The sequence below is a fragment of the Vibrio sp. McD22-P3 genome (assembly GCF_021568915.1).
Lineage (GTDB): Bacteria > Pseudomonadota > Gammaproteobacteria > Enterobacterales > Vibrionaceae > Vibrio > Vibrio mediterranei.
On record NZ_JAKGTN010000004.1, the window covers coordinates 278,606 to 293,614 of the forward strand.

Genomic DNA, 15,009 nt, shown 5'->3' on the forward strand with positions numbered 1-15,009 from the left:
TCATTTTGTAAATGATTATTTCTATGTCGAATAGACTCTCGTTTCTTCTAAATCTTATAAGGTAAATCAATGAGCCTACTGAGTGTCCCATTTGTCGGAACAAGCGCAGACACCGCATTACACGTCGTATCAGGAATCGTATTAGTCGCAAGTGTCGTTGCCGCGGTATATGGGTTTTGGCGTATTCACGAGCTTCCTATTAATAAAGCACACAGCAAAGATCACCATCAGCTAGGACTAATCACCGCTCTCACATGGATAGGCTTTATCTGGCATTGGGTTTGGGTATTGGCCGTCATCATTGCATTTGTAGACATGGAAAAAGCGATTGTTCGACTTAGAGATATTTGGCACGGAAAAGAAGATAATACGGAGAACACAACATGTTAGAGGGTTTAGCAGTTTGGGCTCTGTTTATATACCTACTGCGGTTAATAGGTATGCCATGGAACAAGTTTTCTAAAGGCTTCGCGTATATTGGTGGCGTTGGCTGGCTAATGTTCGTTTGGGTGGGGTTGATTAACTATACCCCGATGGATCTCTCCGGTGGCTCTCTAGTTCAGGCTCCGCATATTCAGCTTCGTCCAGATTCCTCTAATGTAACGGGGAAAGTCGTTAAGTTGCACATCAAGCCCAACCAACAGATTGAGAAAGGTCAACTCATCTATGAGATTGACCCAAAACCTTATCAAATCGCACTAGATCAAGCGGTAATACAACACGACGCAGCACAAGTAGCGTTAGATAGCGCGATCCAAGATGTCGAAATATCAAAATCTAGCTATCTTTCTGCACAAAAGAGTGTTGAAACATCGGCAAGTCAGCTTCGCTCTGCGCAGGTCGATTACACCTTACAACGAAAAATGCTGAAACGCTTCCAAGAGCAGAACGCCGTGGTTAGTAACACAATCACCGAAAGTGATATAGATAAGCAAATTAGCATTGTTGAAGTGGCAAAACACAAAGTAAAGACTACCGAAGCACAACTTGATAAACGCCGTGTAGATGCAAATAAAGCACTACTTTCTATCAGTAAATATGAATTTGCTGTAGACAGCAGAAGGAATGATTTGCGAAACGCTACGGAATCTGTCGAACGCGCACAGTGGGACCTCGACAGCACCAAAGTTTATGCACCGACTGATGGCTTTGTTACCAACTTCATTCTTCGTGAAGGGCAACTGTTATCGCGAGTACCACGATTGCAAATGTACACCAACGAAAAGTATGTACTGATGCGTGTTAATCACCAAGCTATTCGAAACATTAAAGCTGGGCAACCCGCTGAATTCTCTACATCCGTTTATCCGGGACATGTTTTTGCCGCAGAAGTGGAAGGTATTGTTGAAGCGACGGGTGAATCGCAAGGCACATTGCTTGCTATTGACCAGTCAGTACGCACCACTACTGGTAAGAACCTGAATAACAAGCATCACTTTGTGCGCTTGAAAATACAAGAGACTGAAGGTTATGACATCCCGGTCGGTGCCGTTGGACTAGCATGGGTAAGTGGAGAAAAACCGATAGGTTTTCTTGCTTTCTTAGACGTCATTCGAGGCATCATCTTGAGAATGAAGTCGCAACTCTACTTCTTCTACTCAATTTAAACAGGTCCACTTACGATAGCAAATTTTAGTTATCGGTTCCCTTTGCCACCCTTAACGGGTGGCTTTTTTGTAGTTTGAAGCAACCAGCATTCTGTGGCATAGCAAGCAGACAAAGTGCCCTATTTTGTCCTAAAGTCTTAATGCCCTAATAACAAGGAGAAATGATCAGTATGAAAAAAATAGCCGTCATTCTTAGTGGGTCAGGCGTATTCGATGGCGCTGAAATTCATGAGTCTGTGCTTTCCCTGCACGCTATAGAGAAAGCTAATGCAACGTGGTACTGTTTCGCTCCTAACGTTGAGCAATTGCACGTCATTAACCATCTAACAGGGGAAGTAACGGAAGAAAGTCGTAATGTACTCGTTGAATCTGCCCGTATTGCGCGAGGGAATATTGAAGACGTCGAAAAGCTGGATGTGAATGATTTTGATGCACTACTGCTTCCAGGTGGATTTGGCGCAGCCAAGAACCTTACTGACTTTGCCATTAAAGGTGCAGAATGCTCCATTAACACACACGTAGCGAGTGCGTGCCGTGCCTTTGCTGAAGCTGGGAAACCTGCAGGTTATTTATGTATTGCCCCGACTATCATTCCATTGATTTATCCAAATGACGTCAGAGGAACAATAGGTAACGACTCAGACACTGCAGCCGGATTTGCGGCGTTAGGAGGTCAACACGTTATATGCGCTGTGGATGATATTGTTTACGACGAGCAACACAACGTGGTGTCTACACCAGCCTATATGCTGGCAACAACCATTTCAGAAGCCAACAACGGCATAGGAAAATTGGTTAATAAGCTGATTTCTCTCGCTTAAACGACCTCAAATAAGGCCCCATTCATCGAAATACATGGGGTTTTGTAACAATGTGCAAGCCTTATATCGTTTTTATTTCAAATTTGTTTTCACTCGCATACAATACGCGCTTCTTTGACAACGCACGATATAGCGTTATCACGATTTTAAATGCCATCTATCATATTGGTTTATTGAACATGTTTACTTACTTAAAAACTAAGCTAAGTCCTTACTATGAGTTTTGGATTCTTAATGCGCTGTTGGCAACCCTTATAGGCGCTCGCTACTTCCTGTACTTTCCTGAGGTCCCTTTTGATGGGGTTCAATTCTCATTTGCTGTAACAAGCTTGTTCAGTCACATGAGCCTACTCGCTCTTGTGTTTTGGCTAGTAGGTTTAGTTCTATGCTTCCTGCCCTTTAAAGCGAAACGCATAATACTGGCACTGTTAGCAACTATCGCACTGACGTTTCTATTCATAGACACTATGGTGTTCGGCTTCTATCGGTTCCATTTGAATTACCCGGTTCTCTCGTTAGTTATGTCAGGCCAAATTGTCGAGTTTCCGGCTTCGGCTTGGGCGATGCTTACAGCTGGATTGGCAGTGGTTTTTGGCTTCCAGTGGTGGGCTTTAAGTAAGATGGAAGTCGGTAGATTTACTATTACTAAAAAACTACGTAAGGCATTTCTACCCCTTTTCATCGCAACTACACTGGCTAGCCATGGCATACATATTTGGGCGGCAGCCACAGCTTACCAACCCGTATCTTTTGTGAATCAATACTTGCCATTATTCTACCCAACCATTGCCAACTCATTTTTGATGAAACATGGGTTCATCAACAGAGATGAGCTCGCGAAGAAACAAGCACAAGCACCCAAAATGCAAGGTGGGTTGAATTACCCACTGCAACCAATTGTCGGGAACGTGCCGAAGAGTCCGAAGAACATAATGCTGATTTTGATCGACTCTTGGCGTCCAGATACTGTCACCCCTGAATACATGCCAACCGTATTTGGTATGTCAAAAGAAGGGCTTTCTTTCGACAAACACTACGCTTCTGGTAACGCAACTAGAATGGGAACATTTGGTCTGTTTTACGGTTTACCCGGTCCGTACTGGCATCCCATGCTAGCGAACCAACGCTCAACGGTATTGATGGACCGAATGCAAGAACTCGACTACAAGATTGGTGTCTTTACATCCGCGCATATCGAATCTCCGGAGTTTAACAGAACGATCTTTGCGAATATTCCTAACTTAAGAATTCGAGGCAAAAGCAAGGGCACTGCGGCAGATCGTGACATCGAACTGGTCGACGATTGGATGAAGTGGTATGACGTTAACAGCAGCAAGCCAACTTTCTCATTCCTATTCTTTGATGCGCCGCATGGTTTCATTTTCCCTGACGATTATGAGCCAAAATTTGAGCCAATGTCAGGACCAAACAATCCGTTTGTTCGCAGTAACGACTCTGATCCAGAACCGATTTTTAACCGCTACCGAACCAGCACACACTTTGTAGATAGCAAAATCAAAGAAGTGGTCGAAAAACTCAAACAAACTGGCACATATGACGACACACTAATTATCGTTACAGGTGATCACGGTGAAGAGCTAAACGACAATGGCCAGAACTTCTGGGGACACAACGGTAACTTCACTGAAGCTCAGGTTAAAGTACCGTTCATCATGTTAGGTGCCGGAGTAGACAAAGCGGCAAGTCAGTGGCCAAAGGGCAAACTGACTACGCATTTCGACCTTGTTCCAACGCTAATGAAGAACTACCTAGGTGTCACCAATGATCTTGAAGATTACACTGTGGGCGAAGATCTTTATGGTCAGTTTGTTGATCGACCATACACAATTATCGCAGACTATGGTGACTATGCCGTGGTCTCCGAAGATAAGATCTTCTCACTAAAAGGTAATGGTCTTTACGAAGTGAAAGATGGCAGAAATAGATTGCTGCCGAAACAAGAAATTGATCAAGAGAGAATGCAATACGCCATCGAATTGCTGACTCGATACACCAAATAAAACAAAGCCCTCTTCACAGAGGGCTTTGTTTTATTCACCGCATATCAATAACTCTGCCGATCCAGCCGCTACGTGGATTTTTCCTGTTATTCCATCAACCGCTTGTCGAGTTAGAATCGAGTTATACTGTCCATCAAGGTCGACGTTGATTGATTTCGCGCGCGTCGATTTGTTGATTAGCACGATCCCCTTTCTACCGCGCTTAAACGCTAATAGATCGTCATTCGCTTCCAGCAACTCAAACGGTTCACCATGAACTGCGTGGCAAAAACGTATCACATGAGACAACTTCTGATCCCTCCAGCCTTCAACCCATCTCGGCTCCTTGTTGGTATTTTTGATACCACTAGGGTCGAGATCAGAATAGATAAGAGGAACCCCTCCATCACGAGTTAAGATGTATACCGTCGCAAGCCATTCGTTGGTTTCACTCATTACAAGGTTGCTAAATACTTCATTGTTAGGAATGTCGTGTGTCACAGCAAAGGTTATTGAGCGCTCGTTAGTAAGCGCTTGCCCGAAACAGTATGGGTCAATTAATGCCGTCAAACTTCCGCTTTTAGATTCTAGAGCCTCGTACACCGTTTTGAACAAAGGGAAATCATAAGCTGCTAAGCGAGTTTCTTTCAAATAAGGTTGCAAGAAAAGTTCATACTCTTCTTCCGTCGCTCCGCCATCGGTAATTATCTCACCAAAGACGTGCATGTCTTGAGTTATCTCCTTAGTAAATACCTGCTTTATATGCTCGATGGTCAAGTGTTTAGCAGCATCTATACGAAAACCACGAACTCCGAGATTCTTCATCGCTAAGAGATAAGCTTGTTGCTGCTTGATAACATGAGTACTGGTTCGCAGAGTAGGTAAACCAGGATCTTGCGGGCCACCTGTTAGTCGACCATTTTGCACTTCCCAACGGTCTTTCCAATTTTCTATCCCAAACGCCTCAACAAAATCATGCTCATCAAACAGTGCTTCATCCAAATCGCCAAATAGCTTTTGCTGTTCGAAATAGGCACGATGCTCGGTATAACTTTGCATGTCACTATTGCTTGGATACTGCAAGTCCAGTCTAGCCGCCGATTCGTTGGCCATATGGTTGAAAACCACATCGATATAGACCCATACGCCCATGTCATTCAATGCCAACATCATTGCTTTGAAGTCTTCCGTATTTCCTAGCTTGTTATCAATAACTCGATAATCCTGAGGTTGATATAGTTGCCACCACTTCACTTCTTTACTACTGCGAAATGACTTCATTGGAGGTGAAACTAATACGGTCTGATACCCAAGCTCCTTTATTTCTTTTGCTCGCTGAGCCACCAGCGCATAAGGCCAATCAAACGCATGTAAAATCACATTGCTTTGGTTGTTCGTTGTCTTTGACATTGGTCCATCCCCTTTAACCGGGTTCACTACTAATGAACGAAATTATAAGGTTCGTACCAGTTAGCAACTCATCCTCTAGCCACTTTCTGTTGGTTGAGGGGTTGGGCGTAGCTAAAAAAGGCAACGGAATCTTGGGGAAATCCGATACTCTCATACGACAAGGAATACACATAAGTTACTGAAAATTATAATATAAAATCGTAATGATTCACTTGTCCGCATTATTAGAATGCTAGAGTCGGTATTTGTAACAAAATGATAGCATGTGTATAAGCCACCTATGAAGCTGTGAGCTTGCTCACAGCTTGTAGTCATTTTGATTAATGAGCATAGTACGAGTTAGTTTTCTACTACTTTCAACCACTTAATATCATACGCATCAAAAATGATGTTTTGGTGATAGGGCTTTCGCTCTTGGTTAAGCACGTCTTGCACCTCTCTTGAACCCAAAATATCACATATGGATGTTGGAATGGTTTGCCGATGTTCACTGAAGTTACATATAGCCAATAGTCGGTCACCATTAGCTGCCTTTCTGACATAAGCAAAAAGATGAGGCCGATACGTCTCTAGAATTTCCGTTTCCGCCACACCTAACACTGGCAGAGATTGACGAAGCTGAATCATATCTATTAGCTGTTGATGAATGCGACCTCGCGGATCACATTGGTCTTGAGCAATCGCAATGTCTTTTTCCGAAATAGCTGGACGATTAACCCAACGAGTATCATCAACTTTGTGTGGATCGTTAACGTATTGATAGTCATTGAACATCCCGAGTTCATCACCTTGATAAATCAACGGTACACCGCCAATGCTCAAATTGACACTATTTAGCAATCTGACTCGTTTCACAGCAAACTCAATATCTTGCTGATGTCCAGATTGCATCGCTGCTTCCAAACCACATAGCGATGCTAAAGATCCACACACTCGACAATCCCCAGTCTCTGGATTTTCTTGGAATGGGATACCATTGGCAAACGCCCCTTCAAACTTACTTGTATAGAACTGATTGAGAAACTGACGATGGTCATGCCCCTTGATACCCAGCTGATCTGCTACAGCATCATCGAAAGTCCAGCCAATGTCGTCATGACAACGTATATAGTTCACCCAACTGCAATCCGGCGAGATAGCAAAGCTTTTCTTTAAAGACGCTGTGAGTAACTTGGTTTCTCTGGTTGCCAAGCTTTCCCACATCAAAGCCATCATTAATGGGTTATAGGATAATTGGCATTCATCTTTATCTATGTATTGAGCGACCTCATCCGGATGAACGATGGCTTCACTCTTAAATAAAACTGATGGAGCTGTGATCTGTAAGCAGAGGTTGAATGCTTGAATCAAAGTATGCGCTTTTGGCAAACTTTCACATTGAGTCCCCTTCTCCTTCCAGATAAACGCTAATGCATCAAGACGTAAGCCATCACAACCTAAGTTGGCCAAAAATAGCATTTCATCAGTGATTGCGTTAAATACTGCTGGGTTACTGTAGTTTAAATCCCATTGAAAGCTATTAAAGGTCGTCCATACCCATTTTTCTACGTCTTCCAACCACGTAAAACTGCCGCGCCTAACTGAAGGGAATATCTCTCGACACGTAGCGTTGTATTCATCAACGTCCCGTTTGTCGTCAAAAAAATAGTAAAACTCTTGATATTGCTCGTCACCAGATCGAGCACGCTTTGCCCATACATGTTCATCTGAGGTGTGGTTAAAGACAAAGTCTAAAACCAGGGCAATTCCAGCTTCGTTAAAGGCATTGGCTAAGGACTTCAGATCCTTCTCTGTACCTAGCTTGGGGTCCACTTTACGGTAATCCGACACAGCATAACCACCGTCGCTATTCCCTTCTGGAGCTAAATACAAAGGCATTAAGTGAACATAATTAATGCCAAGTTGCTCAAAATACGGGATCTTCTCTTTCAGCTTTTTAAAATCACCCGCAAACAAATCAACATAAACTGCCATGCCTAGGACGTTTTCATCTCGAAACCAATTAGGTGTTTTAAGTCGAATCGCATCTTTGTTTTTTAGCTTACGAGAACGCGATGCGAATCCTGCGCAGAGCATTTCTACCAGTTTCTGTAGATAAAGGAAAAAATCATAACGAGTGCCATACAAAGCGTAATAGTGCTCAAATAAGGCCGGAAAGTGCTGCTCTAATCTTCCATAAAGCTCTTTCTCATCTTTTTTAGTCAATTTGGGTAAGGTGATGGAGTCCATTACCTGCTTAAGTGCTCTCTGGCTTGTCGTGATTCCTTGCATTACCTCACCTTAATCGATTAAGTCTGAACTTAACCAATTATAGAATAAGTTAATTTTCGATATTCGAGTTTTTGTGTGACCAACTTCTTAATCGATTAAGTTCAATAAATAGAATCCAAAAAAAAGCGCATCAAAAGATGCGCTTTCCATTAGTGTTAGTTAATTTAGATCGAGACTTAGAATTTTTTTGGAGCAAAACCTGTCATCACTTTCAGCTTTAGCTCTTTACCAATCTTCGTCATTGGATGCACTACAACCAAGCCTTTTACCGACTTTTTCAGTTTACCCATATCCGCCTGTTCTGCTTTGGTGATCTCTCGAGAAAACGGCATATCAAGCAAGCTTTTGCGCTCTTTGTTCATATCGTAGCTCTGCTTGTGCTTAAGCTGAGCAATCTTCTTTGTCAGTTTGTCGATTTCATCGGTAAAGCGAGAGATCAGCTCGTTGTCGCCACGCGATTTGGCACCAGCCAATTTATGATTACATTTATCGAGGCGGTTATTCAGTTTTTGTAGTTCTTGTTTCATGCTCATGGCCGGAACGTTTCCTGTTAATTATTAGCGAATAGCGGTGTTGCGAACTAAGTGCGGTACAAGACCTTGACGACATGCCAACCAAACTTAGTCTTCACTAAATGGGGAACAAGCGTTTCACCACTAAAACAAACTTTGTCAAATTGAGGCACCATCTGTCCCTTACGAAATTCACCTAAGTCGCCGCCTTTTTTACCTGAAGGGCAAGTGGAGTACTTTTTAGCAAGAGTTTGAAACTTAGCGCCTTTTTTCAGCTGTTTGATGATATCTTCAGCTTGTTCTTTATGTTTCACTAAAATGTGAAGTGCTGCCGCAGTTCTTGCCATTAGTTGTCTACCCTTTTTAGCGTCTATGGGATGATGGAATGCGCAGAGTGTAATAGAAAATGAGATACAAATCACGTTTACTTTTCAAGCGGCTAAACTTTTTTCTTTCCCGGCCGCATTAACTTTTGATAATAAAGTTTATAAAATCAATCTATTGGCTTATAGAGTAAGAACTCAAATGAATACTAGCATCAGTAAAGCGAACCAATCACAGGGCATGTTACTGTTTACCCTCAACTTGCAAAAGCAACGTTTTGCCATTGGCACGCTAAAAGTGCGAGAAATCGTTCCTTTCTTACCCACTACGCAAATTCCCTACTCTCATCAACATGTCGTTGGCACTGTCAGCATTCGAGGCCTGACCGTCCCCGTTATTGATATGGCAGCTGCAATTGGTTTTAGACCTATCGCACCAGAGGAATACGCGAACACCTACTTAGTGGTTACCGATTGCCTGAGAACCGTTGTAGCGTTTATGGTTCGAGATATTGATAAAATCATAGAATGCGACTGGAAGTCCATTGAGCCAGCTCCCGATAGTGCAGGTAGAAATGTATTTGTTACTGGGGTCACTCGATTTGAAGATCATATAGTTCAGCTACTAGACGTAGAACTATTACTATCCCAAATCTATCCACAGTACGCCGATACCAAGATCCCAATGTTAACCGACGTCCAGCGCGAAAGAATCAAGTCGCTGAACATTCTCCTGGTTGACGACTCTTCCATCGCGCGCAAACAGTTAGGTGATGCGCTTAACAACATCAATATCCCTTTCGATATCTGCCGAGATGGCAATAGCGCCCTTGAGTTTATGCGCGTTAAAGCAAAGCAAAATGATGCTATCGATATATTAGTCAGTGACATTGAAATGCCCGGTCTTGATGGTTACGAACTAGCTTTCGAAGTTCAAAATGACCAAACACTCAGTCACGCCTACCGCATCTTACACACCTCGCTTTCAAGCGAAATGTGCACGGAGCGCGCTCATCAAGTTGGTGCCCACGAAGCGCTAGTTAAGTTCAATGCAGGTGAATTGATTGAAGCTATGTTGAGAGGGGCGGAGAACCTAACTGCGAATTGAAGTTCCCCTTCAGCCAGTAGTTAAGCTGAAAGGGATAATGGACTTATTTACCGTCGTAGTTATTGTTTGACGCAAATGAAAACCCTTGACCACCGATAGAAGCTTCATACATTAAGCCGCCCTTAGTCATGGTAAATACTGCCATGCCATTAATGTAATTCGCTTTAGTTTGGTTGTCTCCAGCCTGTGCCCCTACACCTGTTGAACCAGCTTGTGCACTAGCGCCCACCGTTAAAGCAACAGCAGATGCCTGAGCACCAAATTCAAAACTGCCGCTTGTAAATGAGTAGTAGTCTGCTTTGCTTTCGAAGAAAATGATTTCGCTATAAGCCTGTGCGCCTAATTGAAGTCCAATGCTAAGCTGCGCTAACGTTGAATCACCAACGTGAACGCCTTGGCGATACACTTGCCCTTCACCGTAGGACCCACCAATTCCAAAACCACCCTTACCAACGGTTGGAAATATTGCATAACCATACGCATCTTTGAAAAATGGGTGCGTTGCGTCTGCTTGCTTGAATTTATTTAACGTAGCTTCATATTTACTACTATTATCGCTAGCAGAAACTGCTTGGTCTTTTTCTTTAGCCACTTCAGTTCCTTCTGTGACACTTTGACCATCTTTCTGAGGTGCTTCTGAAGCATAGGCTTGGGGGATGATGGTAATACACGCAGCCAGTAGATAAGGCCTAATTCTAACTAACATACTCTTTCCTTTCTCGAGTAAGATTTTGTATTTTGACGACAATTTTCATCATTAGTTCACCCTATAACGCACTCATCAATAGATCAATTCCTTCACAGCATGTTTTGCACCTAAAGCAAATAGAATCTACACTGTTGCCATATCGAGTCGAGTAATAACTTAATGAATCCTATGATAAAGAAGCTGCTCATCAATCTAATTTTGATATTAGTCGGCGTTCCGATTCTGTTAGTCGTATTCCTTAAGTTTCTTAATCCGCCAATTTGGGGATGGAAAGTAGCTCGTACCCTATTTCCACCGGAAGGTTATCCAACACAAACCCACCACACATGGGTTCCTCTATCTCAGATAAACCCTAACATGCCGCTCGCAGTAATTGCGTCAGAAGATCAGAATTTCCCTAATCATATTGGTGTGGATTTTGGAGCCCTTATAAGTGTTTTGGCAGAGAGTGGTAGCCCGTCTCGCGGCGCGAGTACCATTACTCAACAAACCGCAAAAAACGTGTTGTTATTTCCAAGCCAAACTTACATTCGAAAAGCTTATGAACTCTATATTGCATTACTGCTCGAGCTCATTTGGGGTAAAGAGCGCATTATGGAAGTGTATTTGAACGTTATCGAATTTGGCCCGGGTATTTATGGTGTAGAAGCAGCCAGTCAATATTACTTTGGTATCAGTGCCAACAGATTAAGTAAAGTCCAAGCAGCTCAACTCGCAGTAGTGCTGCCCAACCCTTATCGAATTAAGCCGACACCTATGTCAGATTACGTTAACAAGCGGACACTCTGGGTAGTAAGTCAGATGAATAACCTAGGATATAATTCAATTAACTATCAATAGTGTCCATTTGTTTAGTTCCACTAGCGTAGCGTCTGATTTGGCTCATTAGAAGAACGGCTGCCATCAGCAACGCAGATGCAATATAGAAACTTCCCAGAGTCATTTGGCTAGTTACCCAGCGTTCAACCAAATACCCACCAAATACACCAGCTATCACCATTTGAATTGAGCCGGATAACGCCGACACTGCACCCGCGTTTTCTTTATGAGGACCAAGTAACAAAGCAATGGAAATCGGAAACGACAACCCTTGAGCAACAGTGAGCCAAGTAAAAGCGAACACAAGGTTAAATACCGTCATCTCAGTCATTAACAACCACAAACCCGATAACGACATAATGGTAATGGCGAGGAACAAAATCCAGTTGTTAGAAAAGTACCGGTTGAGGATATTGAGCGATACGCTTCCCATCATAAGACCTGCTGATGGGATAATCATTACCGTTCCATATTCTGCCGCAGTTAAACCAAGCTGATACTGCATTAAGAATGGGAATAAACTTAAAGAGACAACTGCACCTAGGTAACTGATCCAGTTGTAACTTGCGCTGCCAATCACTTGAGGGTTAACAATTAACTTTGAATAGCCATGGATCACTTCTGTCACTTTGAATTTACGAGGCTTATAAGGCAAAGTTTCCGGCAAGATGAACCAGCCAAGCGTGAAGATAGCGACCAAATATACCAAGACGAAAACAAACACTGTTTCCCAGCTTAAGTGAAATGCAATCCAGCCACCAAAGACAGGGGCAATAATAGGCATAACCGAAGCCGTCACCGAAATATAAGACAGTGCCTTGGTAAGTTGTTTTCCGTCATAGCTATCACGAAGTACACTTCGTCCCAACACGGAAGCACTACCGGCTCCGAGTCCTTGAAGCAATCGACCTACTTCTAACGCGGTAAAGTGTTCATTTAAAGCAATACACAGCAGTGTTCCGACTAGGTAAACTCCTTGACCGAGGATAAACACGGGACGTCGGCCAATAGCATCGGACAAAGGACCATAAAAGAGTTGAGAAAGTCCGAAACCAACCAAAAACAGAGTCACGAGCATCTGAACATCCGCATGTTCAATCGATAGGGCTTCGCTAATAAGTGGAAGTGAAGGTAAGTAAATGCTCACGCCTACTTGACCCGTTGCGATGATCATCATCGCGAGCAACATAGGTGTTTTACTAAAAGATTTATTGTGTTTTCTATTCATACACACATTCTATATTGCGTATGAATCATTGATAATACACTATAAAGGAAACAGAATACGTCCTAATAGGAAACAATCTAGGAGTGCACATGGATTGGATATCGTGTATCAATACTTACATTCGTGTCGTCGAAGAAGGCAGTTTCAATGGTGCAGCCAGAAGACTGAACACTACCAGTTCAGCCATCAGCAAACGCGTCCACTGGCTTGAAGAACGTATCGGTGTCCAGCTTCTAAAAAGAACCACTCGCTCTGTCACCCAAACTGAAGCAGGTGCGCTTTTCTATCAACGCTCAAAAGATTCTCTTGATAGGTTTCAGTCCATCATTGACGAGACTCGCTCGGTCAATGAAACACCGGCAGGATTGTTAAAAATAGGCGCAACCATCGCCGTCGGATCCAAATTTCTGGTTCAGTATTTAAACGACTTTCTGACGCAATATCCTGACATTCGAATTCAGCTGACCACCACAATTCCCGGTCAGCTTCCAGATACCAACCTAGATGTATTTATTAGTCGCGAGCTTGAAACACTCAATAGTCTTAGTATGAGACAAACTTCATTATTTGAGCAGCGAATCGGCTTTTATGCTGCGCCTTCCTACATCAGAGAGTTTGGCGCTCCTCAATCTATTGACGAGCTCAAACAACATAACATCCTTATTTGGGGTGAGCGTCCACAACGAGAATACAAGATATCCAAAACACAACGTGTCATGCTGTCAGGAAACTTTGCGACCACTAACCCAGAAGCATTGTTTTATGCCGCTAAAAATGGGATGGGGGTATTAATCAGTAACGACGTTATGATCAAAGAAGACGTCAAGTCTGGCGCTTTAGTTAGAGTTCTGCCCGAGATCCAAGCTTTGGATTCTACCGTCTACGCCTATTACCCTAAACTGGATTATGAGCATACGAGAACCAAACTATTTTTGGACTATATCAAAATGCGTTTGGCTCAGTCGAACGAGGAAGGGTAAAGCAATGGAAAAATCGTAAGCACTACCCTACTCTATATCAATAAAAAGAAAGCAAGCTCCTTTTTGGTTCAAGATGCGCGAGTAAAGTGCATCTTTGTTTTTTTCAGAGTCCTATCTAGTACGCCGATGGCCAAAGACAAACAGAAGAAGAACCAAACGAGCTGACCAGTAATAACTAACCAACTGTTTTTCCATTCAGAGGCCGTATAAACAATGAGTTGCATCCCGAAAAAATAAGCCATGATGCTCAAGAAAACCAAGGCAATAAACCCGAACACCATCAGAAATGTTATCCATTTAGGCATAATTAAACTCCAATAAGTAATGAAAAATCCAATTGCTCCTTATTGTCTTGCATAAGTAGTTCCACTTTTATTATGGGTATTTTCTTGTTCAGTTATTTCGAACTTCTCTCTCAAATTTAGTGACTTTTCAGTCACGCTTCGTCTGATTAGACTGGACGTATTGTTTAGGAAGCGAAAGTGACTTCCCCATAAAAGGATAACGATATGTCTAAAACTCTTGTTCTAAAGTCGAGCATTCTAGGTGATTACTCTCAATCAAATCAGATCATTGATCAGGCTATTGAGGGTAAATCCGATGTGATCATTCGTGACCTAGCCACTAATCCAGTGCCAGTATTGAACATAGAAGTGGCGACAGCCCTTCGTGGTAGTAGCGAAGACTTAGCGCCAGAGCTTCAAGAGATTGTCAAACTTTCAGACGACCTCATTGAGGAACTCAAAAGCGCAAATAAAGTGATTATTGCAGCACCGATGTACAACTTCATGATTCCAACCCAGCTTAAGAACTATTTTGATCTTATCGCTCGTGCTGGAGTAACGTTCACCTACACTGAAACAGGCCCTGTTGGTCTTATCCAAGAGAAAGAAGTGGTGGTATTGACCACTCGCGGTGGCATTCACAAAGATACACCTCGCAACAGTATGAATGATTATCTTGCTACGATTTTAGGCTTCCTTGGTATGACGGATGTGGAATTCATTTACGCCGAAGCGCTAAACATGGGTGATGAACCTGCCGCAGAAAACCGTGCATCTGCACTAGAATCTCTGAGCGCATTAGTCTAACCGTTCTTGGTGAGTCAATAGAGCAAATATAACGCGAATTGTACTCACCACTTTTGTTTCTCGCATTCCTTCCCCTTGCTTCCATACAAACCTATGACACTTCTCCACAGATATAACTATACGCCTGTGC

15 protein-coding genes are annotated in these 15,009 nt (G+C 42.9%); 8 read left to right on the plus strand and 7 right to left on the minus strand.

What is annotated here, in order from left to right:
• Positions 1 to 69: 69 nt before the first annotated feature.
• The 4 genes from L2W36_RS06900 (at position 70) to L2W36_RS06915 (ending at position 4,449) form a co-directional block, all read left to right on the plus strand.
• Complete coding sequence (locus L2W36_RS06900; protein ID WP_031493189.1) at positions 70 to 390, plus strand: hypothetical protein; 321 nt, start codon at positions 70 to 72, stop codon at positions 388 to 390.
• Positions 384 to 1,607, plus strand: coding sequence for an HlyD family secretion protein (locus tag L2W36_RS06905; protein ID WP_006069092.1), 1,224 nt, complete (start codon positions 384 to 386; stop codon positions 1,605 to 1,607). Before L2W36_RS06900 ends, L2W36_RS06905 begins: the two co-directional genes overlap by 7 nt.
• Before the next feature lie 170 nt (positions 1,608 to 1,777).
• Positions 1,778 to 2,428: an isoprenoid biosynthesis glyoxalase ElbB gene (gene elbB / locus L2W36_RS06910; protein ID WP_236109649.1), complete on the plus strand. Its 651-nt coding sequence runs from the start codon at positions 1,778 to 1,780 to the stop codon at positions 2,426 to 2,428.
• Between the two features lie 179 nt (positions 2,429 to 2,607).
• On the plus strand, positions 2,608 to 4,449 hold the full coding sequence (locus tag L2W36_RS06915) for a DUF3413 domain-containing protein (RefSeq protein ID WP_236109650.1): 1,842 nt from the start codon (positions 2,608 to 2,610) through the stop codon (positions 4,447 to 4,449).
• Positions 4,450 to 4,479: 30 nt separating this feature from the next.
• Here L2W36_RS06915 and L2W36_RS06920 read toward each other — a convergent pair whose 3' ends face one another.
• The 4 genes from L2W36_RS06920 to ppiC all read right to left on the minus strand — a co-directional run bounded on the left by L2W36_RS06920 (position 4,480) and on the right by ppiC (position 8,968).
• Positions 4,480 to 5,838, minus strand: a complete 1,359-nt coding sequence (locus tag L2W36_RS06920) for an alpha-amylase family protein (protein WP_236109651.1) — start codon at positions 5,836 to 5,838, stop codon at positions 4,480 to 4,482.
• 339 nt (positions 5,839 to 6,177) lie between these two features.
• Complete coding sequence (locus L2W36_RS06925) at positions 6,178 to 8,109, minus strand: alpha-amylase family protein (protein ID WP_236109652.1); 1,932 nt, start codon at positions 8,107 to 8,109, stop codon at positions 6,178 to 6,180.
• Positions 8,110 to 8,285: 176 nt separating this feature from the next.
• On the minus strand, positions 8,286 to 8,642 hold the full coding sequence (locus L2W36_RS06930; protein WP_006069097.1) for a YibL family ribosome-associated protein: 357 nt from the start codon (positions 8,640 to 8,642) through the stop codon (positions 8,286 to 8,288).
• 47 nt (positions 8,643 to 8,689) lie between these two features.
• Entirely contained in the window at positions 8,690 to 8,968 is a 279-nt protein-coding gene (ppiC, locus tag L2W36_RS06935) for a peptidylprolyl isomerase PpiC (protein ID WP_004737764.1), read from the minus strand.
• A gap of 178 nt (positions 8,969 to 9,146) precedes the next feature.
• Between ppiC and L2W36_RS06940 the strand changes: the two genes are divergently transcribed.
• The gene (locus L2W36_RS06940; protein WP_236109653.1) at positions 9,147 to 10,052 is read left to right on the plus strand and encodes a chemotaxis protein; all 906 of its coding nucleotides are present in this window, start codon (positions 9,147 to 9,149) and stop codon (positions 10,050 to 10,052) included.
• A 43-nt stretch (positions 10,053 to 10,095) separates the two neighbouring features.
• Here L2W36_RS06940 and L2W36_RS06945 read toward each other — a convergent pair whose 3' ends face one another.
• On the minus strand, positions 10,096 to 10,758 hold the full coding sequence (locus L2W36_RS06945) for a YSC84-related protein (protein ID WP_236109654.1): 663 nt from the start codon (positions 10,756 to 10,758) through the stop codon (positions 10,096 to 10,098).
• Between the two features lie 162 nt (positions 10,759 to 10,920).
• Here L2W36_RS06945 and mtgA point away from each other — a divergent pair, with 162 nt between their 5' ends.
• Positions 10,921 to 11,601, plus strand: a complete 681-nt coding sequence (mtgA, locus tag L2W36_RS06950) for a monofunctional biosynthetic peptidoglycan transglycosylase (RefSeq protein ID WP_006069100.1) — start codon at positions 10,921 to 10,923, stop codon at positions 11,599 to 11,601.
• Here mtgA and L2W36_RS06955 read toward each other — a convergent pair.
• Positions 11,588 to 12,808, minus strand: a complete 1,221-nt coding sequence (locus tag L2W36_RS06955; RefSeq protein WP_236109656.1) for a multidrug effflux MFS transporter — start codon at positions 12,806 to 12,808, stop codon at positions 11,588 to 11,590. The genes mtgA and L2W36_RS06955 overlap by 14 nt on opposite strands.
• 89 nt (positions 12,809 to 12,897) lie before the next feature.
• Here L2W36_RS06955 and L2W36_RS06960 point away from each other — a divergent pair, with 89 nt between their 5' ends.
• Complete coding sequence (locus tag L2W36_RS06960) at positions 12,898 to 13,788, plus strand: LysR family transcriptional regulator (RefSeq protein ID WP_006069102.1); 891 nt, start codon at positions 12,898 to 12,900, stop codon at positions 13,786 to 13,788.
• Between the two features lie 68 nt (positions 13,789 to 13,856).
• On the opposite strand, the gene L2W36_RS06965 is transcribed toward L2W36_RS06960, so the two are convergent.
• The gene (locus tag L2W36_RS06965) at positions 13,857 to 14,093 is read right to left on the minus strand and encodes a hypothetical protein (RefSeq protein ID WP_236109657.1); all 237 of its coding nucleotides are present in this window, start codon (positions 14,091 to 14,093) and stop codon (positions 13,857 to 13,859) included.
• A gap of 204 nt (positions 14,094 to 14,297) precedes the next feature.
• Between L2W36_RS06965 and L2W36_RS06970 the strand changes: the two genes are divergently transcribed.
• A complete protein-coding gene (locus tag L2W36_RS06970) occupies positions 14,298 to 14,879 on the plus strand; it encodes an FMN-dependent NADH-azoreductase (protein ID WP_236109658.1) in 582 nt (193 codons plus the stop codon).
• The last annotated feature ends 130 nt before the right edge of the window (positions 14,880 to 15,009 follow it).